The sequence below is a fragment of the Paenibacillus silagei genome, assembly GCF_017874735.1.
GTDB classification, from domain to species: domain Bacteria; phylum Bacillota; class Bacilli; order Paenibacillales; family Paenibacillaceae; genus Paenibacillus_AQ; species Paenibacillus_AQ silagei.
Window position 1 is genome coordinate 34,674 of sequence record NZ_JAGGLV010000032.1, and the last position, 18,882, is coordinate 53,555.

The following is an 18,882-nucleotide window of genomic DNA, read 5'->3' on the forward strand; positions in this document are numbered from 1 at the left end:
CTTAACTGCATTTGCGGTTATTCTGTCCCAATCAGAGACTGAAATCTATACGGTGCCCTTTATAAGGGTGTTCGGCATCATGGGTGTTCTCCTGATTGCCCTGCTTACGTGTGTGAGGCTGACTCCCGGAGCCGTTCCCCTTTCCGCCGTCCCGCAGCGCGGATTCTGCGGACTCGTCCACCTCGCTGCTGCGCTGCGCAATCTCCTGGGTCTGCTTGACATTCTGGCCTGCCAATTGCTGCTGGTCGAGTGCAGGACGCTGCTGAAGGTTGTTCTGAACTTTGCCCGCATCATGGGTACGGGGCAAAGCAATTTGCAGTTCCACCGGTTTCAGACTCATAAGATCCCTCTTTTCCACTCATTGGTTACAGAATCAAGGAATAGCAGGCCGCCTCAGCTGCCTGCCTGATTATACATACGGTATTATGGATATATCCCCTTCACTGTAAATGAAGGATACCCGCTCCGTCGGGTCCTTGACGAACCTGGTATATCTGCCGATTACGATCTTAGAGCCTCCATAGATCGTCTTGACGACATCAACCTTAGCTCTGCCGGTGTCCTCCAGCATGCGCTCGATCTCCAGCACACGCTCTTTAATTCTCTTTTCATCACGCATATGGGATTGCTTGGTTGCATTAAGCTTGACGCGAAGCGCCACCTTATCGGGCGATAGCTGGCCATTGTTCGCCAGCTGATTAAGCAGATACAGCGCCTTATTGGTCTTGTCCTCATTCTCAAGAAGCTGACGAAGCTCCTGGCGCAGTTCGTTGATCTCATTTCTCAGCTCGGGAACAACGCCCACTTCAATCGCTGTAGCTGTAGACATGGTATTGCCGATGGTGCGGGCAATCACGTGTTCACCCGCCTGCACAATACCGCCAACAATTAAGCCTTTGGCACCGTTGCACAACACGTCGCGGCCTGCCCGGATGCTGGAATGCATGATGCTTTGTGAGACTATAACATCCTCCCCGGCCACAACATTGCCATCCTGGATGAACGAGACCTTAACATTTTTACCGGCATGAACGAGCCCTTTATTATATCCGATGATGCCGCCCGTAATCTCGATGGACCCGCCCGATATCAGCTCGGCCCCTTCTACCCCGCCGACCACCCGGATATCTCCTGCGGATTTGACGGTGAAGCCGGTAAGCACATTGCCGCGGATGACCACAGTGCCCACGAAATCAATATTGCCCGTGCTGTAATCCACATCCCCATTGATTTCATACACCGGAAATACATTGATCTTGCCCTTGTCTGTCAGCGTGACCAATCCGTCAATCGCCGAATACATGGAGGTCTCTTCCTGATCCACCACCACATTCTTGCCTACCTTGAAATGAGCCTCCTTCCCTGCCCGGAACGGAAGCTCCTCCCCGGTTACCGTTTTGCCGCTCACACCGTTCTCTGCCGGAATAACCTTGGCAATAAGCTGGCCCTTTCTTACGTTATGCAGCCGGACCAGCTCTTTGTAATCCACCTTGCCATCCTCTTTCTCCAGAGGCTTGCGGTCCTCCTCCATATCAACGGTCAGCAGAATACGGCCATCCTTACCGTTGACAGCAGGCTGTCCTATCGCGATCGGCACCCGGTTCCAGAAGTATTCTTCCGGGTTGCTGCTAATCCGCTGTACAATATCATGCTGGATACCGAAACGAATATTGTGACTGGACAGGAAGCTCTCAAGGTCCTCGACCGAACAGGTGAAATTCTCATCCTTCTTGGTGAACTGAAGGTAAGCAATCCCCTTATCCTCCGAAAAAGTAATGCTCAGGTATTGGCTCAATACATATTGACCGATCAATTTCTGCTCCCCCTTGTCACCGTCACCCGGTTAATCATTTTGCATCAGAAGGTCCCGGTTCTTCTCAAGTGTTCCTCTTAGCCGCAAAATAGCTTTGGAATGAAGCTGGGAGATTCGCGAAGGAGACAGTGACATCACTTCCGCAATCTCGCTTAAAGATAAATCCTCATAATATAAAAGGGACACGACGGTCCGTTCTTTCACTGTTAGTTTCTCGATGCCTTTGGTTAGCGTATCCCGCAGGTAGAACTCATTCACTTTACGGTCCGGATTCTTGGCCTTGTCATCTACCAATATGGACATTCGTGTCTCTGATTCTTCTTCACGTATAGGATCTTCCAATGAACAGAGCGACATTACTGCGACATCCTGCAGCATCGTCTGAAACTCCGTTTCCGAAATATTCAGATACTTGCTCATTTCATCGTCACTTACCGATCTCAAATACTTCTGCTCCAGCTGCTGGTAGGCATCCTCGATTTTTTTCGCTTTTTCGCGTACGGATCTGGGAACCCAGTCACTTTGCCGCAGAGAATCAAGGATTGCTCCCCGAACCCGCCACGAAGCATAGGTCTGGAATTGAAGCCCCCGCTTGTAGTCGAATTTTTCGATCGCATCAATGAGTCCCATGACACCGTTGCTGGCCAAATCGTCCTTGGAGACGTTTTTGGGCAGCCCTACTGCCAGACGGCTGGACACGTAATCAACAATATGGAGATAACTCTCAATCAGCTTTTTTTTAGCTTCAGAATCGCCGTGCTCTTTCCACTGCTCCCAAAGCAGGTCTGTTTCCGACTGAGCTGCTTTACGCTCGTTCAACGGCTTTCACCCTTCCCAAAGTTTAGTCAGCGGGCAAACATGCGGCGCAAGATGACGGACTTTCGCCGCAGTACTCGCTTATTCTTCTTTCAGGTGACGAACGGCCTTGGCCAATTCTTCAGGATCTTTCATAGAGACTAGCTTCGGAGGCTGCAAAGGCGTGAACCCCCCGGGCTCTTCACTGACCGCCTCCCGTTTTGGGGTTAACAAGTCTTTGAGCTCCTGATCCTCTTCAGGTGTACTAATATCAAGCTTCCCGCCAAGAGACTCTCCGTTATCGAACAAACCGGCTTCCGGGTCTGAGGCTTCTTTTCCGATAATAAAACCCAATACCCATCTCAGGAAGAAAGCAAGCACAAACCAGATAATAAATCCGTACATGCCCCGGATCAGGCTGGTACCCAGCAGGTTCTGTCCGTTGTTCGCAAGGAAGGTTAGTACAAATCCGATCAGTCCGGCCACAATATTCAGCAATAGTTTCCTGCTCATGGCTAAATTTCCTTCGGGCCTTTTTGAACGCTGCGGATAAAAATCACTCCGGTATTGCAGGAGATTTCTATCGTGCGCCCATAATTGCCGCCCGTGTCCTCCGCGATAAGCGGAATATGAAGGCTCTCAAGAGCAAGCTTGCAGGATTCCACATTCCGAGGCCCGATCCTCATGGTGTCACTCCCTCCGGCAAAAGCAAACATCTGCGAGCCTCCGGCCATTTTGGCCACAATCCGGCTTCTAACCGCCCCCAGCCCCAGAAGGCGGGCCAATAGCTCAGGCACAGCAGTATCTGCGAACTTGGCGATATTCAGCTGTCCCTCCCTGGCAATCTCTGAAGAGGGCAGCATGACATGAGCCATCCCCGCCAGCTTTTTACCGGGATCAAACAGAGTCAGACCTACGCAGGAGCCAAGACCGGTCGTACGAATAAGGCTGTCCTGGCTGCCTACGTTCAGATCCGCCATACCCACTTTAATGATGCTCTGCTCTTCAATCATTGTCGAACGGTACTCCTAAAGCCTTGAATATTTTGGGGAACGATTCCGGATCGGGAATAAGGAAGAATTGTCCTTCAATTTCATTTTGGCCTTCTAAAAAAGTCGTATCGATCAGCAGCGCATCATCGCCCATCTGACCGAACTGCAGCAGCCCGTAGCCAAGAATGGCTCCGGCCATATCCATTGCAAGCGCCGGCACTGTCGGATACATGGTCAGGGAGGTGAAGTCCGCCAGGGAAGAGAGATAAGAGCCGGCCAGAATATTGCCGATCTCGCTTAGTGCGGATAACTCCATCTCACTCAGCTCATCGCCGCCGGAGACTTCAATACCGGCAATCCGGCTGAGCAGGTTGCTTGCCGCCTCCGGGGTAAGAATGAAGAACAGGTTGCCCGGGGCTTCACCTTCCACACGCAGGAATACCGCATATACCAGTTCCTCCGCTCCGCCCACCTTATCAGTGATCTCCTCGAAGCTAAGCAGCTGTACCTTCGGAACCGCCATATCAATCGGCTTATTAAGCAATTGAGATAAGGCGGTGGCAGCATTGCCGGCCCCGATATTTCCGACTTCCTTAAGCACATCCATTTTGAAGTCTTTGAAGTTCTTGAATAGCTCCATAGGCTAGCCCTCCAGGCTTTCCAGCTGCACGATTTCACTCTTGTTCAGCACTTCAGACAGGTTAAGCATAATCAGCAGGCGGTCATCACCAATTTTGGCCACCCCGTCCAGATACTTCGCCTTGATTCCGCCCACGACATCCGGCGGTACATCAATAATGTCACGGTTCAGATCAATGACATCGTTGGCTGAATCAACAATGAAGCCCACTTCCATCTCATTCACATTGACGATGATGATCCGGGTCTGGTCGGTGTGCTCCGCTTCCTCGATGCCGAACCGTCCGCGCAGATCGATAACCGGAATCACGACACCGCGCAGATTGATCACACCTTTGATAAAGGAATAGGTCTTCGGTACGCGGGTAATCGGCATCATACGTTCAATCGTCTGGACCTTCTCTACTTCAATGCCGTATTCTTCAGTGCCAAGCTTGAATACAATTACTTTGATATCTTCAGCCATGGAATGACCCTCCCTGTTCTAACCTGATTATTTGATAAAAGCATTCGGATCGATAATAAGCGCTACCTGTCCGTCTCCAAGAATCGTGGCTCCGGAAATTCCCTGCACCTCTGGGAGATACTTGCCGAGGTTCTTGATTACAATTTCGTTCTGGCCAATGAAGTCCTGCACAGCCAAGGCAACCAGCCGTTCTCCCTTGCGGACAACCACGATTTCCGTCTCCTCTTCCGTGCTTTCATCATAGTCCGGAATGGAGAAGATCTTGCTCAGGGAGACCAGCGGAATATGGCTGCCCCGGAACTCCAGCATCCGGTTGCCGTGAATGGTGCGGATCTGGGATTGCTTCACAATTCCAGTCTCCACGATAGAAGAGAGCGGAATAGCATATTTCTCTGAGCCAAGCCGAACCAGCATCGCTGCAATGATCGACAGGGTCAGCGGAAGCTGAACGGAGAAATTCGTGCCCTTGCCTGGTGTAGAGTAGATGGTGACGTTACCGCCCAGGGAAGAGATTTTGGATTTGACCACATCGAGACCCACACCCCGGCCCGATACGTCAGAGATGACCTCAGCTGTACTGAATCCAGGCGCGAAGAGCAGCTGGTACGCTTCGTCATCTGTCATCGTGCCCGCCTGCTCTTGGGTAATCACACCCTTTTTGACAGCAGAGGCTAAGACATTCTTCGGATAGATGCCCTTGCCATCCTCTTCAATCTCGATGAACACATGATTGCCGCTATGGAAGGCCCGGAGCTGGACGGTCCCGGTCTCCGGCTTTCCAGCCGCAATCCGGTCTGCAATAGATTCAATCCCGTGGTCAACCGCATTGCGCAGCAGATGGACCAGCGGATCGCCAATCTCATCAATCACGGTACGGTCAAGCTCTGTATCTGCTCCAGTGATGATTAAATCCACCTTCTTGTCCAGCGATTTCGCCAGATCGCGGATCATCCGCGGGAACCGGTTAAATACGGTGTCTACCGGAACCATGCGGAGCTTCATAACGATATTTTGCAAATCTCCGCTCACCCGGCCCATATGCTCGACCGTTTCTGTAAGATCCCCGTTCTGGACCTCGGAGGCCAGCTGCTCCAGCCGGACACGGTCAATAAGCAGCTCGCTGAACAGATTCATCAGCACATCCAGCCGCTCAATATCCACACGGATGGTCCGGGAAGGTGACGGCGACCCTCCTACCCGGGCCGGGGCTGCTTTGCCGTTCTCTTCCTTGGAATGCAGAGAAGCCGCAGGGGAAGCATTACCGGCAGCAACGGGAGCAGCTTCCTGCACCGGAGCCGGAGCGGGCGCTTCGGCTGTAGCTGCTGCAGTGTCTTGCCCCATTTGGCGAAGTGACTCCTGATCAAGCGCCACAGCGGTAACCGCTTCGATCTCTGACAGATTCAGAATCATCTTCTGAATCTCGCTGGCATCCTTTTGGGTTATGTAGTAGAGGGAGAATCCGTAATCGAATTTCTCCTGCTCTATGTCCTGAACCGAAGGGAAGGATTTCACGACTTCTCCTGAACGCTCCAGAAGGTCGAAGACCATGTAGGCACGTACAGCCTTGAGCTGACAGTCCTTGCGGATCGCCACATCCACATACAACACCTGATGGCCTTCCTGAAGGGATTGCTCCAGCACTGAGTACTGGAACTCATCCAGGAACACCTGGGCCGCGCTGGCATTGCCGGACGCAGCAGCAGTAACTTCAGCAGAAGCATTGCCGGCAGAAGGAACCTCTCCGCGTACGATGGCCTGCAGGGAAGAGACAATCTCTGTTACATCAGCCTTGCCCGCTCCCCCGCCGGTGATATCCTCCACCATGGATTCCAGAGCGTCAATACTTTTGAACAGGGTATCAAAAATGAAGTCCTGCATCCGCAGTTTGTTATTGCGCACCAGATCGAGCACATTCTCCATTTGGTGCGTAAGCGAAGCCAAATCTTCAAACCCCATTGTAGCCGCCATACCTTTCAAAGTATGGGCGGAGCGGAAAATCACCTGAACAATACTCAGATCCTCCGGATTCGCTTCCAGCCCCATCATGCTCTCGTTCAAAGACTGCAGATGATCATTTGACTCATCAATAAACATGGATAAGTATTGGTTCATGTCCATGAGCGGGTACCTCCCCTTCGAGTTCGCTATTCCATTATTTAACGGCTTGTACCAGCCTTGGAGCAATTTCTTGCAAAGGCAGGATGTGTCTTACACACTTCAACTCTACTGCAGACCTCGGCATTCCGTATACCACACAGGTTTCTTCACTCTCCGCAAAGGTTGATGTCACCCCCGAATCATAGAGTGCTTTCATCATACGGGCCCCGTCGCTGCCCATCCCCGTCATAATGACGGCATGACGTTCCAGCGAGGTAAGCTGCAATACCGATTCAAACAGTGTATCTACAGAAGGACGATGTCCATTACGGACCTCTTCCTTAGTAAGCTCTATCATGTATTGGCCGCCAGGCACAGGAACCACTGTCAGGTGATAACCCCCGGGGGCAATATACGCCGCACCCTGCCGGAGAATCATACCGTGCTCCGCTTCCGCGACCTCCAGCGCGCTGAAGGTATTCAGACGCTGGGCCAGCGATTTGGTGAAGTTAGGCGGCATATGCTGGACAATGACAATCGGTGCCGGGAAGTCACCGGGGATGTTCTCCAGGAATGCCTTCAGCGCTCTCGGACCTCCGGTTGAGCAGCCTACAGCAACCAGCTTACGCACGCTCCGGCTTCCGCTTGCCTGGCCTCCTGTTGCTGCAGGAGGTTCAACGAACGAGCCTGCAGCAACTTCAGAAGCCGCACGTTGTACAACCCTTCCGGCGCCCTGCGCCTCCTGGAAGCGGCCTTTCAACCTGTCGGGAGCCGGTTTAGGCACTGCCGGCGCAGGCTTGGCTACCCGCTTCGCAGCCGCCGGCTCAGTGCCGGTCTCCGGCTTCCGTTTGTCAGCGGGCGGTTCAAGCGGCGCCCTGACCCTTGGCTTCTCCGTGCCCTGAAGCGGCGCTTTATCCGCTTCTTTCTTGGACGGCTCCAGCTTCCTTCTTACCGGTTCCACAACAGCCCGCGGAGCAGGCGGTTCAGCAGCGGGAGGAGGAGGCTCAGGCGATTTGACGGCGGAAGCGCGGGCTTCACGGCGCTCGCGCGCCAGCATCGCTTCCTTCATTTGCTCCCGGAGGGACTCTCCGACAGCGATGATATCCTGGGAGTTTGAAATGGACGGCTTTCGGATGAAATCGAAAGCCCCCCACTCCAAGGCCAGAATCGTCTCCTTCATACCCTCTTCATTGATGCCGGACAGCATAATCACCGGGAGCGGACGCTGGGCCATGATACTTTTGAGCGCCTCCAGGCCATTCATCTCAGGCATCTCCACATCCATGGTTACGAGATCCGGACGAAGCTCGTTAACCTTCTCAATCGCCTCGCGTCCGTTGGCAGCTGTCGCTGTGACTTGAAAGTCGGCATCATTCTCTATTAAATCGGAAATAATCTTGCGCATAAATGCAGAATCATCAACAACCAGAACTTTATATGGCCTCATAGCTTTTCCACCTCTGTCCCTCAAATTCAGAACAATTATCTGTTTCGTTTCAACCACTTGCTGATGAATCCCTTGATGCCTTGAACTTTAGCGGTTTCTACTGAATCCACAGCCAGATAGCTCTGCGCAAGCCTCTGCACATCCCTGGCTGCAATACTGTTCGGAAAAGCCACTGAGAATGGAATTTGTTTCTTAACGGCCTGTACTACATGCGGATCACTGCTGATGTAACCGAGAAAGGGAAGCTCAAGCTGCAGAAACCGGCTGGCCGCCATCCGGATTTTGTCACTGGTGGCGCGTGCCTCCCGTTCATCCCCTGCCTGATTGACAATCAGCCTGAACGAAACCTCAGGATGCGAATTATGAACAACCTTCATCAGCGCATATGCATCTGTAATTGCGGTAGGCTCAGGCGTGGTCACCACCAAGCAGTCATCGGCAGAAGTGATGAATTTCATCGTTTCCTTGGACAGCCCCGCCCCTGTGTCGAACAGGATGAAATCCATGGTATCGGCAATGCTGGCAATCTGTGTGGTAAAGTAATTCAGATCCGACTCCGAGAGTGTGAACAGCTCGTCCATCCCGGAGCCCCCTGCAATGAAGGGCAGTGCCTCCGGTCCGAGCTGGATGATCTGTCCGATATCCGCTTCCCGCTTGAGCAGGTGGTACAGATTGTATCTGGAGGAGACACCCATAAGGACATCAATATTGGCCATGCCGATATCGGCATCGAACAGAAGAACTCTGCGTCCCATGGCCTTCAGTGCAAGCGCGAAGTTAAGGGTGAAATTCGACTTTCCGACTCCCCCCTTCCCGCTGCATACCGTGATGATCCGGGCGGAGGCACCGCTTCCGGGAGCCTGCCTTGTATCCTGGCTGGAGACCAGCCGTCTTAATGCCTGCGCCTGGTCCATCACCCGCCCCCTGTTCCCAGCAGCATGCCGCCAATCTGTTCCCCTGTGGCCATAAGAAGATCATCAGGAACATTCTGTCCGTTGGTAATATAAGAGAGCTTCAGCGGATAATCATTCAGGACATTGAACAGCGGGCCGTAGCTCCCCGTTTCATCCAGCTTCGTGAATACAACCTTATCCAGCTGGTATCTGCCGAAGTGCTCCGCGATTTTTTTCATATCACGGCTCTTCGAGGTGAGGCTCAGCACCAGCAAGGTCTCGCTCTTAAGCTCCTTGGCCAGCAGGCTCTGCAGTTCAGCCACCAGCATTTCATTGCGGTAATTCCGTCCGGCGGTATCCATTAGCACCAGATCACAGCTCTCCAGCCGGAACATCGCCCGCTGCAGGTCTCCCGGCGACTGGACAACCTCCAGCGGCATGTTGAGAATGGAAGCGTAGGTTCTGAGCTGTTCAACGGCAGATATCCGGTAAGTATCCGAGGTAATCAGGCCAACCTTGCGGCCCTGCTTGAACAGCTGCTCCGCTGCCAGCTTGGCAATCGTTGTCGTCTTGCCGACCCCAGTCGGCCCGGCAATATATACAATCCGGGTATCCGGGGCAATACCGCCGGCAATGCGTCCTGACAGAAATTCATCAATCTGCTCTCTGAGCACAACCTCGAATTGTTCCGGCCCCCAGCTGCTTCCTTCCTGACGGTAACGCTCCAGAACATGTCCGATCCATTCCTCCACGAGAACAGCGTCAGTCTCCTGGTCAATCAGGCGGCTGCGTAAGGATTCCAGCGCATCAGGCAGCTCGGCTGCCCCTGAGGAATAACGTGCGATACGTTCCATCCATTGCTTCATATCCCGGATCTCCCGCAGGACATCACTCTCAGTTGCAGCGGCAGTATCAGGTTCAGGCTGTTCTGCAGCAAGCGATTCATAGATGGCAGCAAGTTTCTTCCGGTTCTCCTCCGGCTGCGGTACAGACGGCTGGTCTGCTGCAATATCCTCAGTGCGGATATCCGGCGGCTCCGTCTTGACTAAAGGCGGCATCACAGCGACACCTCCGCCCTGCTCCAGCGGATCAGCCAGCGCTGCGGCAATCTCGGCAAACGACTTGGCTGCTGCCGCATCTCTTACCGTCACAGGCGGCGGGAGAGGAGGAGCAGCGGCTGAGGCAGCCTTTTGATAGGCCTCTGGCACTGCATTTCGCGGTACATTCATTGGCGGTGCAGGAACCTTCTCCTGCGCGGCTGCCTTTGCACCGTTCTCCACAGCAGCCACAACCTCAATCTTCTTTTTAGAGAACATGCCCATGAATCCGCCAACCTTTATTTCTTTGGTGCTTAAAATAACGGCATCGCTTCCAAGCTCGCTGCGGATCGAATGCATGGCGTCAGGCATCGTATCGACCACATAACGCTTCACTCTCATAAGTTCACCACCCCGACGCTTTGAATTTCAATGTTTGGCTCCAGCTCGCTGTAGGAGAGCACCGGGATATCCTGCATGGTTCGCTCAATCACCTGGCGCAGATACATGCGAATCGTTGGAGAGGTTAGTACAATCGGCTGCTGGCCGGATTGCAGGAGACGGTTGATCTGCTCCGTAAGCCGCTGATAGACGGTTTGGGTAGATACCGGATCAAGCGCCAAGTAGCTGCCCTGCTCCGTCTGCTGCACGCTCTCGGAAATTTTTTTCTCAAGTCCGGGGCCTACAGTAATAACACGCAGGGTCTCCCCCGTCTGAGAGAACTGCTGGGTAATCTGTCTGGAGAGGGATTGCCGCACATATTCAGTCAGAATGTCAGGGTCCTTGGTATACGTGCCGTAATCGGCAAGCGTCTCGAAGATAGTGACCAGATCGCGGATGGATATTTTCTCCCGCAGCAGCTTGCCCAGCACCTTCTGAATATCCCCGACAGCAAGAATGGAAGGGATCAGCTCGTCCACCAGCACAGGGTAATTCTCCCTGAGGTTGTCGACCAGTTGCTTCGTCTCCTGACGGCCCAGCAATTCGTGTCCATACCGTTTGATCAGCTCGGTCAGATGTGTCGCTACAACGGAAGGCGGGTCAACCACGGTATAACCGGATAATTCAGCCCGCTCCTTCACCGACTCATCAATCCATAGGGCAGGCAGCCCAAAGGATGGTTCAATAGTCTCAATCCCGCTAATCGACTCATCATCATAACCGGGGCTCATGGCGAGATAGTGATTAAGTAATAATTCACCGCCGCCAACGTTATTTCCTTTAATTTTGATGACATATTCATTCGGTTTTAGTTGAATATTGTCGCGTATGCGAATAACCGGCACGACAAGACCCATCTCCAGCGCACATTGCCGTCGAATCATGATGATGCGATCGAGCAGATCGCCGCCCTGTCCCGTATCCGCCAAAGGAATCAGACCATAACCAAATTCGAATTCGATCGGATCCACCGTAAGCAGATTGATGACACTTTCGGGACTTCGCACCTCTTCGATCTGCTTCTCCTCGACCAGTTGTTCATCAGCAATCTGCTGCCTGCTGGCCTTCTGCCCCATACTGTAAGCCGCGTAAGCCATCAGCCCTGCCAAAGGAAGCGTGGACATAATCGTAATCGGGGTGAAGAAACCCAGAAACGCAATAGTCGCAGCCACTATGTATAAAAGCTTCGGATAAGACAGCAATTGTCCGGTCAGATCCTCGGCCAGATTGCCTTCCGAAGCCGCCCGGGTAACGATCAGACCGGAAGCCGTGGAGATCAGCAGGGCCGGAATCTGGCTGACCAGACCGTCACCGATGGTCAGTACAGAGTAGGTTGAGAGTGCTGTCTGGAACGACATACCGTGAACGGTCATACCGATAATGAAGCCGCCGATCAGGTTGATAATGAGGATGATGATACTGGCAATGGCGTCACCTTTGACGAACTTACTCGCACCATCCATGGCTCCGAAGAAATCCGCCTCGCGTTCGACATTACGGCGGCGTTCCCGTGCCTGCTGCTCATTGATCATCCCCGCATTCAGATCCGCATCAATACTCATCTGCTTACCGGGCATCGCATCCAGTGTGAAGCGGGCGCCTACCTCGGCCACGCGCTCAGAACCCTTGGTGATAACAATGAACTGAACCACAACCAGGATCAGGAAGACAATGAACCCGATCGCGATCTGTCCCCTGGCAATCCAGCTTCCGAAGGTCGCTACGACCTCCCCGGCATGGCCATCAGCCAGAATCAGCTTGGTTGTTGACAGGTTCAGCGCTAAGCGGAACAGCGTTGTGATCAGGAGCAGTGAAGGAAATATTGAGAACTGCAGCGGATCTCTGGTATTCATAGCGACCAATATAATGGTCAGGGCTATCGAGATATTGACAATTAACAGTACATCCAAAAGCCAGACAGGGATGGGCAGAATCATCATCAGCACGATACCGATAATGCCCAGTAGAACTGTTAGATCTTTAGCTTTCAATGTCCTTAACCTCCCCCGGCTTATCTCCTCTTGCCTTTAAGCTTGTATACATAGGCCAGCACTTCGGCAACTGCCTGGAACAGATCGGCCGGCACTACATCACCGATCTCCGCTCTCTGGAACAATGCCCGTGCCAGCGGCTTATTCTCCATCGTTACAACACCATGCTCCTTGGCCAGTTCCCTGATGCGGAGTGCCACATAATCCTGACCCTTGGCTATAATCTGAGGAGCCTCCATTGTGGAACCGTCATACTTCAGGGCGACTGCAAAGTGGGTCGGGTTCGTGATGATAACATCGGCCTTGGGGACCTCCTGCATCATCCGCTGCATCGCCATTCTGCGCTGACGTTCCCTGATCTTGCCTTTGATGATGGGGTCGCCCTCCATCTTTTTGTACTCATCCTTAATGTCCTGCTTGGACATCTTGAGACTCTTCTCATGCTCGTATTTCTGATAGATATAGTCCAGTACAGCCATTATAAAAAGAGCCGCTGCAATCTTGATGCCCAGGCTCATGGTCAGCTTCGCAACGAAGCTGTATGTCCCTTCCGCATCGACATGCGAGAGGCGTGCAAAGCTCTCCTTCTGTCCCCAAAGCGTACTGTAGACCAGATAGGCAATCAGGATGAGCTTGAAGACAGATTTGAGGAACTCTACTACGGAACGCATGGAAAAAATATTTTTGAAGCCTTTGATGGGGTTGATCTTGCTGAACTTAGGCGTAATTCCTTCGCCTGAAGCCATAAAGCCTACCTGTGCGAAGTTGGACACAAGCGCCAGCAGGAAGGTGATGCCCAGCAGCGGAGCGAGCAGAATGAGGATCTGCAGCCCGTACTGGTTGAACAGCGCCGAGATATTCTCTGGTGTTACCTCAAGCATCATCCGGTTCTGGAACACATCTGTATACAGCTTGATAAACCGTTCTTTCATGAAGCCGCCGAAGACGCTCAGTGACAGCAGCGCCGAGAAGAGGACCACTGCACCTGACATTTCAGCACTTTTGGCAACCTGCCCCTTCTTGCGGGCATCCTGCCGTTTCTTCGGAGTGGCCTTCTCTGTCTTATCTCCCCCGAACAGCTGAAGGTTCAGTTTGTATCTTGCCTGTTTTGCCAAGACAATCTCTCCTTACCGTAGCCTAAGGACTCTTCCCAATGAGGCCAAGCAGATTGTGCATGGACTCGAACATAATCTCGAAGAGATTCTGGAACAGCGCAGCCAGCCCCGGCATCAGTATAAGAAGCAGCGCCAGACCGATAATGATTTTGAGCGGAACACCGATGACAAACACATTATATTGCGGAGCCGTTCTGGCCAGGAAGGCCAGGCCTACATCCGTCAGGAACAGAGCAGCGACCAGCGGAGCCGACATTTGGAAGGCCAGCATAAAGGATTGTGCAAAGGTGCGGATCAGAAACTCAGACAAGCTTCCGCCGATCATTTTGAGGAACAGATCATTATCTATAGGCACCCATTTATAGCTGTATACGATAGCATCCAGCAGGTAGTGGTGGCCATTCATGCTCAGGAACAGCAACAGTGCAATCATATACTTGAAGTTGCCGATAATCGGCGCCGAGGCCCCGGTCATCGGGTCAATGACGTTCGCAATCCCGAACCCGATCTGAATATCGATAAAAGAGCCCGCAGTCTGAATCGTCATAAACATCAGGTAGGCGATAAACCCAAGCAACAGCCCGATTAATGCCTCCCTGATAATCAGGAGGATAAACCCCAGATCCTGCGGAACCGTAATATTCATGCTGCCTGAGCTGAAGATGACCATGGACACAAAAAAAGACAAACCAATTTTGAACGTTGTCGGCACGCTTTGCGACGAAAAGACAGGAACGACAACAAAAAAGGCGGTAATTCGACAAAAAATCAACAGAAAGACAGGAAAACTTTGCAGCAGGGTCTCTATATTCATAGAATCAACCGATATACATATAGAGACTGCCCAGAATTTGGCTGGTGAAATCCACCAGCTTCGTTATAATCCACGGACCGAACAGCAGTAAAGCAAGCAGTACGGCAACGATTTTGGGAACAAACGCCAGGGTCTGCTCCTGAATCTGGGTTGTGGCTTGAAAAATACTGACGATCAGTCCTACCACCAGACCAAGAATCAGCATGGGGGCGCTGGTCTCCAGCACTAAATATACGGCTTGGCCGGCCAGACCGATAATAAACTCCGCATTCATCCCATGTGCCTCCTCTTATAAGTCAGGTGTTAAAACTCAGCAGCAGTGATTTGACTACTAGGTACCAGCCGTCCACCAGCACAAAGAGCATAATTTTGAAAGGCAACGATATCATTACCGGCGGCAGCATCATCATCCCCATGGCCATCAGGGTGCTGGACACCACAATATCAATAATAAGAAAAGGAATAAAAATCATAAAGCCCATGGTAAAAGCCTTCTTCATCTCGCCGATTGCAAAAGCAGGTACCATTACTGTTAAAGGAATATCATTATAGCTGGCTGGCTTTACTGTAGCGTTATTGCCGGTATAGTTCATGAACAGCAGCAGGTCCTTCGTGTTCGTCTGCTTGAACATAAACTCCTTAATCGGCTCCTGCGCTTTGTTCAGTGCTTCACTCTGGGTCAGAGTCCCCTTCATATAGGGCTGTAAGGCCGTCTCGTTCACGGTTGCCAGCGTCGGCGACATAATGAACAGGGTTAAGAATAGAGCCAGTCCTACAAGCACCTGATTCGGGGGCATCTGCTGTGTACCCAGTGAGGTTCTTACGAACCCAAGTACGATCACGATCCTCGTGAAGCTGGTCATCAGCACCAGGAATGAAGGAGCAATGCTAAGCACCGTTACCAGCAGCAGGATGGAGATGGAGCTTGTCCCCCCGCTTGAAGCATCGTTGTCCCCCACCGAGATATTGATATTAGGAATCGGGTCGGCATGAACCGGATGCAGGAGCAGCACACTGAAAATACCAAGCAGCATAAAAGAAAGAATCAGCTTTTTTTTCATAAATCCTCCGACTCTTTCCTGAGATCCTCATCCCTGCGCAGTTCTTCCAGCTTCTCTTTGCGCTCTGGCGCCAGGGCAAGCTTGGATTGCAGCGTCTCATAGAAAGACGAAGTCTCATGAATCTCAATTTCCTGGGACGGCACCTCACCGCGCAGCTTGGACTTGATTTTGGCGATAAGCGGTGCAATGAAGTTGTCCGTTCCTGGGGCCTGGTCTTCAAAAGCGGATATAATCAGCGCCACCTCTGCCGGATCGGTGATCTTATCCATCATAGTGATGTCCTCGCCCACTCCGATCAGATAGAGGCTGCCGCCCAGCTCAATGACCTGAATCGACTTATTCGGACCCAGCCCCAGCGCACCCAGCGTACGGATGGAACGGCCGCTCATCAGAGTCTGATTGCGGCGTCCCAGAAAACGGATCAGCAGCACGATAAGAATAACAATGACTGCCAGAAAAAAAACAACCTTCAATAAATTCAGCAGGGCATTACTACTGTCTCCGAGCGTTCCGGAAGCAAATAACATACCTGGTTCCTATATACCCAGCGTTTTATTGATGGCTTCAATGACACGGTCTGCCTGGAAAGGCTTCACAATAAAGTCCTTGGCACCGGCCTGGATTGCATCAATAACCATAGCCTGCTGACCCATGGCTGAACACATAATGACTTTGGCATTGGCATCTACTTTTTTGATCTCCTTAAGGGCGGCGATCCCGTCCATTTCAGGCATGGTGATATCCATCGTGATCAGATCCGGGCGCAGTTCCTTAAATTTCTCTATAGCCTGTGAACCGTCCTGGGCTTCACCCACTACCTCAAATCCGTTCTTCGACAAAATGTCCCGGATCATCATTCTCATAAATGCTGCATCGTCCACGATTAGAATTCGGTTAGCCATTTTTACAAAATCCTCCCTAAGTATGCTTATTGTAATTTTTGTATACGGTCCCACTGGCTGACGATATCCGTAACGCGGACACCGAAGTTCTCGTCGATAACTACGACTTCCCCCTTGGCAATGAGCTTGTTGTTAACCAGAATGTCAACAGGCTCACCTGCCAGCTTGTCCAGTTCAATAATTGAACCTTGCGACATTTCCAGAATATCTTTGATCTGCTTCTGGGTCCTTCCTAATTCTACGGTTACCTTCAGTGGTATGTCCATTAATAAATTTAAATTATTTTCGTCAATATTGCCAAAAGCCCCTGCACTCAGATTCGCAAATTGCACAGGCTGCACATTCACATTACGGCCCTGTGCCGGATTCTGCGGCTGAGCCTGCGGATAAGGCGTGCCCTGAGGCGGCATTCCGTAAGGCGGCATGCCCTGCATCCCATACGCCGGCATCCCTGCCGGAGGATAATAATATCCCCCTTCCGGCATTCCCGGATAAGGTGGCATGCCCTGACCCTGCGGCGGATATTGCGGCGGGTACCCTCCCGCCTCCGGCGCAGGCATCTGCTGCTGAGCTGTAGGCGGCGCCTGCGCTGGTTCCGGTGCAGGCGCTGGTGCGGCTGCCGCAGCCGGAGGCGGTGTAGCTTCCGCAGAGGAGACTGCCGCTTCCTGGTCAGCCTGGCTGACATCGCCTAGCAGCATGGTCACCATATCCTTGGCGAATTGTACCGGCAGCAGCTGCATGATGGTGGAATCAATCAGATCGCCGATCTTGAGGCGGAAGGAAATCTGGATCAGAGTCTCATCATCCGGCAGGCTACCTACACCTTCTCCGCTGGACATGTTAAGAATATCAATGCCAGGCGGAGAAATGTTGACGAATCTGTTGAAGATCGTTGACATTGAGGTAGCGGACGAGCCCATCATCTGGTTCATCGCTTCCTGCACGGCACTGATATGAATCTCGTTCAGTTCCTCGTCTTTGGGATCTCCTTCCCCGCCGAGCATCAAGTCGGCAATGACCTGTGCATCCCTGATCTTGATCACCAGAGAATTGATTCCCTGGAAACCGTCGACATACTGTACGTGAACAGCTACATGAGGTTTGGGAAAGGCTTCCTCGAACTCTCCGCGTGTAATAATGGATACCTTAGGGGTAGTAATGTCTACCTTCTTACCCAGCAAGGTAGAGAGTGCGGTTGCCGCACTTCCGAAGGTGATATTGCCGATCTCTCCCAATGCATCCTGTTCAAAAGGTGTTAAGTAATCATCCACGGTCTTCGGTGAAGGAGCCAAATTGCCTTCCGCAGACTGTCTAAGAAGAGCATCTATCTCTTCCTGGGACAAATAATCTTTACTCGTCAAACTCTTCAACCCCTTCGCTGACAATCTCGTCTATTTGCACAGCCACACGTTCTTTGATCATCCCCGGACTTCCAATGAATTTCAGCTTGTCCCCCACCTTAATCGACAGACCGGAATCCACCGTCTTGTTAAGAGAAATCACGTCGCCGATGCTGAGCCCGAGAAATTCAGCAATGGATAAATTCGATTCGCCCAGCTCAGCCACGATGGGAAGCTGCGCCCGGTGCACTCTTGCCCGGATGGCTTCGAGCTCTACCTCATCCCGCACCTTTTTCTCAGAGACAAACCACTGGTGCACCGAGAGTCTTGACATAATCGGCTCCAGCACAACGTGCGGGATACAGAGATTGATCATCCCCGTTGTGTCTCCTATTTTGGTACTGAGGGAGATCAGGGCAATCGTTTCATTAGGCGATACAATTTGCATAAACTGCGGATTCGTTTCCAGCGCCTCCATCCGGGGATGGATATCAAGCACCGTCTTCCAGGCTTCCTGCAGACTTTCAAAGCATCTGCTGAAAATCCTCTCCATAATGGTCGTTTCGATTTCAGTCAATGCGTTGATTTTGGAGGGTGCCGTTCCGAAGCCGCCAAGCAGACGGTCCAGCATGGCAAAAGCAATATTCGGATGCACCTCCATCACCATTCGGCCCTCCAGCGGCTCGGCCTCAAAAATATTCAATATCGTCATTTTGGGAATGGAGCGGATAAACTCGTCATAAGGGAGCTGCTCTACTTGAACGACATTGATCTGCACGAAGGTGCGCAATTGGGCCGAAAAGTACGTTGTAAGGTAGCGGGCAAAGTTATCATGAATCCGGGTTAAGCTGCGGATATGATCTTTGGAGAAGCGTACGGCCCGTTTGAAATCATAAGAGCGGATCTTTTTAGTAGTTTCCTCTTTTTTAAGTTCGTCGGCATCCATTTCACCGGATGAAAGTGCAGCAAGCAGAGCATCAATTTCGTTTTGTGATAGTACATCAACCAATTCAATCACCCCCCCCATCAAAGAATTGAC

Annotated in this window: 20 protein-coding genes; all 20 read right to left on the reverse strand. The window is 52.0% G+C overall.

Features of this window, described 5'->3' with window-relative positions; translation table 11 throughout:
- Positions 1-31: 31 nt before the first annotated feature.
- On the reverse strand, positions 32-340 hold the full coding sequence (locus J2Z70_RS29990) for a hypothetical protein (RefSeq protein ID WP_076078632.1): 309 nt from the start codon (positions 338-340) through the stop codon (positions 32-34).
- A gap of 69 nt (positions 341-409) precedes the next feature.
- On the reverse strand, positions 410-1,813 hold the full coding sequence (locus J2Z70_RS29995) for a flagellar assembly protein A (RefSeq protein ID WP_209879040.1): 1,404 nt from the start codon (positions 1,811-1,813) through the stop codon (positions 410-412).
- Positions 1,814-1,843: 30 nt separating this feature from the next.
- Positions 1,844-2,632, reverse strand: coding sequence for a FliA/WhiG family RNA polymerase sigma factor (locus J2Z70_RS30000; protein ID WP_209879042.1), 789 nt, complete (start codon positions 2,630-2,632; stop codon positions 1,844-1,846).
- Between the two features lie 78 nt (positions 2,633-2,710).
- Positions 2,711-3,121 (reverse strand): hypothetical protein, encoded by a 411-nt coding sequence (locus J2Z70_RS30005; RefSeq protein WP_209879044.1) that lies wholly within the window; start codon positions 3,119-3,121, stop codon positions 2,711-2,713.
- 2 nt (positions 3,122-3,123) lie between these two features.
- Complete coding sequence (locus J2Z70_RS30010) at positions 3,124-3,621, reverse strand: chemotaxis protein CheD (protein ID WP_036724701.1); 498 nt, start codon at positions 3,619-3,621, stop codon at positions 3,124-3,126.
- Complete coding sequence (locus J2Z70_RS30015) at positions 3,614-4,240, reverse strand: chemotaxis protein CheC (protein WP_036724698.1); 627 nt, start codon at positions 4,238-4,240, stop codon at positions 3,614-3,616. The genes J2Z70_RS30010 and J2Z70_RS30015 overlap by 8 nt, the downstream gene beginning before the upstream one ends.
- A 3-nt stretch (positions 4,241-4,243) precedes the next feature.
- Positions 4,244-4,705 (reverse strand): chemotaxis protein CheW, encoded by a 462-nt coding sequence (locus J2Z70_RS30020; RefSeq protein WP_036692546.1) that lies wholly within the window; start codon positions 4,703-4,705, stop codon positions 4,244-4,246.
- A 27-nt stretch (positions 4,706-4,732) separates the two neighbouring features.
- The gene (locus tag J2Z70_RS30025; RefSeq protein ID WP_209879046.1) at positions 4,733-6,823 is read right to left on the reverse strand and encodes a chemotaxis protein CheA; all 2,091 of its coding nucleotides are present in this window, start codon (positions 6,821-6,823) and stop codon (positions 4,733-4,735) included.
- Positions 6,824-6,857: 34 nt separating this feature from the next.
- Positions 6,858-8,249: a protein-glutamate methylesterase/protein-glutamine glutaminase gene (locus tag J2Z70_RS30030; protein WP_209879048.1), complete on the reverse strand. Its 1,392-nt coding sequence runs from the start codon at positions 8,247-8,249 to the stop codon at positions 6,858-6,860.
- Between the two features lie 35 nt (positions 8,250-8,284).
- Positions 8,285-9,166, reverse strand: a complete 882-nt coding sequence (locus J2Z70_RS30035; RefSeq protein ID WP_209879050.1) for a MinD/ParA family protein — start codon at positions 9,164-9,166, stop codon at positions 8,285-8,287.
- Positions 9,163-10,581: a flagellar biosynthesis GTPase FlhF gene (gene flhF, locus J2Z70_RS30040; protein ID WP_209879052.1), complete on the reverse strand. Its 1,419-nt coding sequence runs from the start codon at positions 10,579-10,581 to the stop codon at positions 9,163-9,165. The genes J2Z70_RS30035 and flhF overlap by 4 nt, the downstream gene beginning before the upstream one ends.
- Positions 10,578-12,611, reverse strand: a complete 2,034-nt coding sequence (gene flhA, locus J2Z70_RS30045) for a flagellar biosynthesis protein FlhA (protein ID WP_036724686.1) — start codon at positions 12,609-12,611, stop codon at positions 10,578-10,580. The genes flhF and flhA overlap by 4 nt, the downstream gene beginning before the upstream one ends.
- Positions 12,612-12,631: 20 nt before the next feature.
- Positions 12,632-13,726 (reverse strand): flagellar biosynthesis protein FlhB, encoded by a 1,095-nt coding sequence (gene flhB, locus J2Z70_RS30050; RefSeq protein WP_081751116.1) that lies wholly within the window; start codon positions 13,724-13,726, stop codon positions 12,632-12,634.
- A 22-nt stretch (positions 13,727-13,748) separates the two neighbouring features.
- Positions 13,749-14,540, reverse strand: coding sequence for a flagellar biosynthetic protein FliR (gene fliR / locus J2Z70_RS30055; RefSeq protein WP_036724682.1), 792 nt, complete (start codon positions 14,538-14,540; stop codon positions 13,749-13,751).
- A 4-nt stretch (positions 14,541-14,544) separates the two neighbouring features.
- Complete coding sequence (fliQ, locus tag J2Z70_RS30060) at positions 14,545-14,814, reverse strand: flagellar biosynthesis protein FliQ (RefSeq protein WP_036692523.1); 270 nt, start codon at positions 14,812-14,814, stop codon at positions 14,545-14,547.
- A 22-nt stretch (positions 14,815-14,836) separates the two neighbouring features.
- Entirely contained in the window at positions 14,837-15,601 is a 765-nt protein-coding gene (gene fliP / locus J2Z70_RS30065) for a flagellar type III secretion system pore protein FliP (RefSeq protein WP_076078620.1), read from the reverse strand.
- Complete coding sequence (locus J2Z70_RS30070; protein WP_036724678.1) at positions 15,598-16,128, reverse strand: flagellar biosynthetic protein FliO; 531 nt, start codon at positions 16,126-16,128, stop codon at positions 15,598-15,600. Before J2Z70_RS30070 ends, fliP begins: the two co-directional genes overlap by 4 nt.
- A gap of 9 nt (positions 16,129-16,137) precedes the next feature.
- Complete coding sequence (locus J2Z70_RS30075) at positions 16,138-16,503, reverse strand: response regulator (protein ID WP_036692515.1); 366 nt, start codon at positions 16,501-16,503, stop codon at positions 16,138-16,140.
- A gap of 26 nt (positions 16,504-16,529) precedes the next feature.
- Positions 16,530-17,864 carry a flagellar motor switch phosphatase FliY gene (gene fliY, locus J2Z70_RS30080; RefSeq protein ID WP_036724675.1) on the reverse strand — a complete coding sequence of 445 codons (1,335 nt, stop codon included), beginning with the start codon at positions 17,862-17,864 and terminating at the stop codon, positions 16,530-16,532.
- Positions 17,854-18,852: a flagellar motor switch protein FliM gene (gene fliM / locus J2Z70_RS30085; protein ID WP_036692509.1), complete on the reverse strand. Its 999-nt coding sequence runs from the start codon at positions 18,850-18,852 to the stop codon at positions 17,854-17,856. The genes fliY and fliM overlap by 11 nt, the downstream gene beginning before the upstream one ends.
- Positions 18,853-18,882 lie beyond the last annotated feature (30 nt).

Excerpts from the sequence above, each read along its gene's own strand:
- fliR (WP_036724682.1), bottom strand. The coding sequence starts at position 14,540 with ATGAATATAGAGACCCTGCTGCAAAGTTTTCCTGTCTTTCTGTTGATT.
- J2Z70_RS30005 (WP_209879044.1), bottom strand. The coding sequence starts at position 3,121 with ATGAGCAGGAAACTATTGCTGAATATTGTGGCCGGACTGATCGGATTT.
- J2Z70_RS30010 (WP_036724701.1), bottom strand. The coding sequence starts at position 3,621 with ATGATTGAAGAGCAGAGCATCATTAAAGTGGGTATGGCGGATCTGAAC.
- fliP (WP_076078620.1), bottom strand. The coding sequence starts at position 15,601 with ATGAAAAAAAAGCTGATTCTTTCTTTTATGCTGCTTGGTATTTTCAGT.
- J2Z70_RS30015 (WP_036724698.1), bottom strand. The coding sequence starts at position 4,240 with ATGGAGCTATTCAAGAACTTCAAAGACTTCAAAATGGATGTGCTTAAG.
- J2Z70_RS30025 (WP_209879046.1), bottom strand. The coding sequence starts at position 6,823 with ATGGACATGAACCAATACTTATCCATGTTTATTGATGAGTCAAATGAT.
- J2Z70_RS30070 (WP_036724678.1), bottom strand. The coding sequence starts at position 16,128 with ATGTTATTTGCTTCCGGAACGCTCGGAGACAGTAGTAATGCCCTGCTG.
- J2Z70_RS30030 (WP_209879048.1), bottom strand. The coding sequence starts at position 8,249 with ATGAGGCCATATAAAGTTCTGGTTGTTGATGATTCTGCATTTATGCGC.
- J2Z70_RS30020 (WP_036692546.1), bottom strand. The coding sequence starts at position 4,705 with ATGGCTGAAGATATCAAAGTAATTGTATTCAAGCTTGGCACTGAAGAA.
- fliQ (WP_036692523.1), bottom strand. The coding sequence starts at position 14,814 with ATGAATGCGGAGTTTATTATCGGTCTGGCCGGCCAAGCCGTATATTTA.
- J2Z70_RS30075 (WP_036692515.1), bottom strand. The coding sequence starts at position 16,503 with ATGGCTAACCGAATTCTAATCGTGGACGATGCAGCATTTATGAGAATG.
- flhF (WP_209879052.1), bottom strand. The coding sequence starts at position 10,581 with ATGAGAGTGAAGCGTTATGTGGTCGATACGATGCCTGACGCCATGCAT.
- J2Z70_RS29990 (WP_076078632.1), bottom strand. The coding sequence starts at position 340 with ATGAGTCTGAAACCGGTGGAACTGCAAATTGCTTTGCCCCGTACCCAT.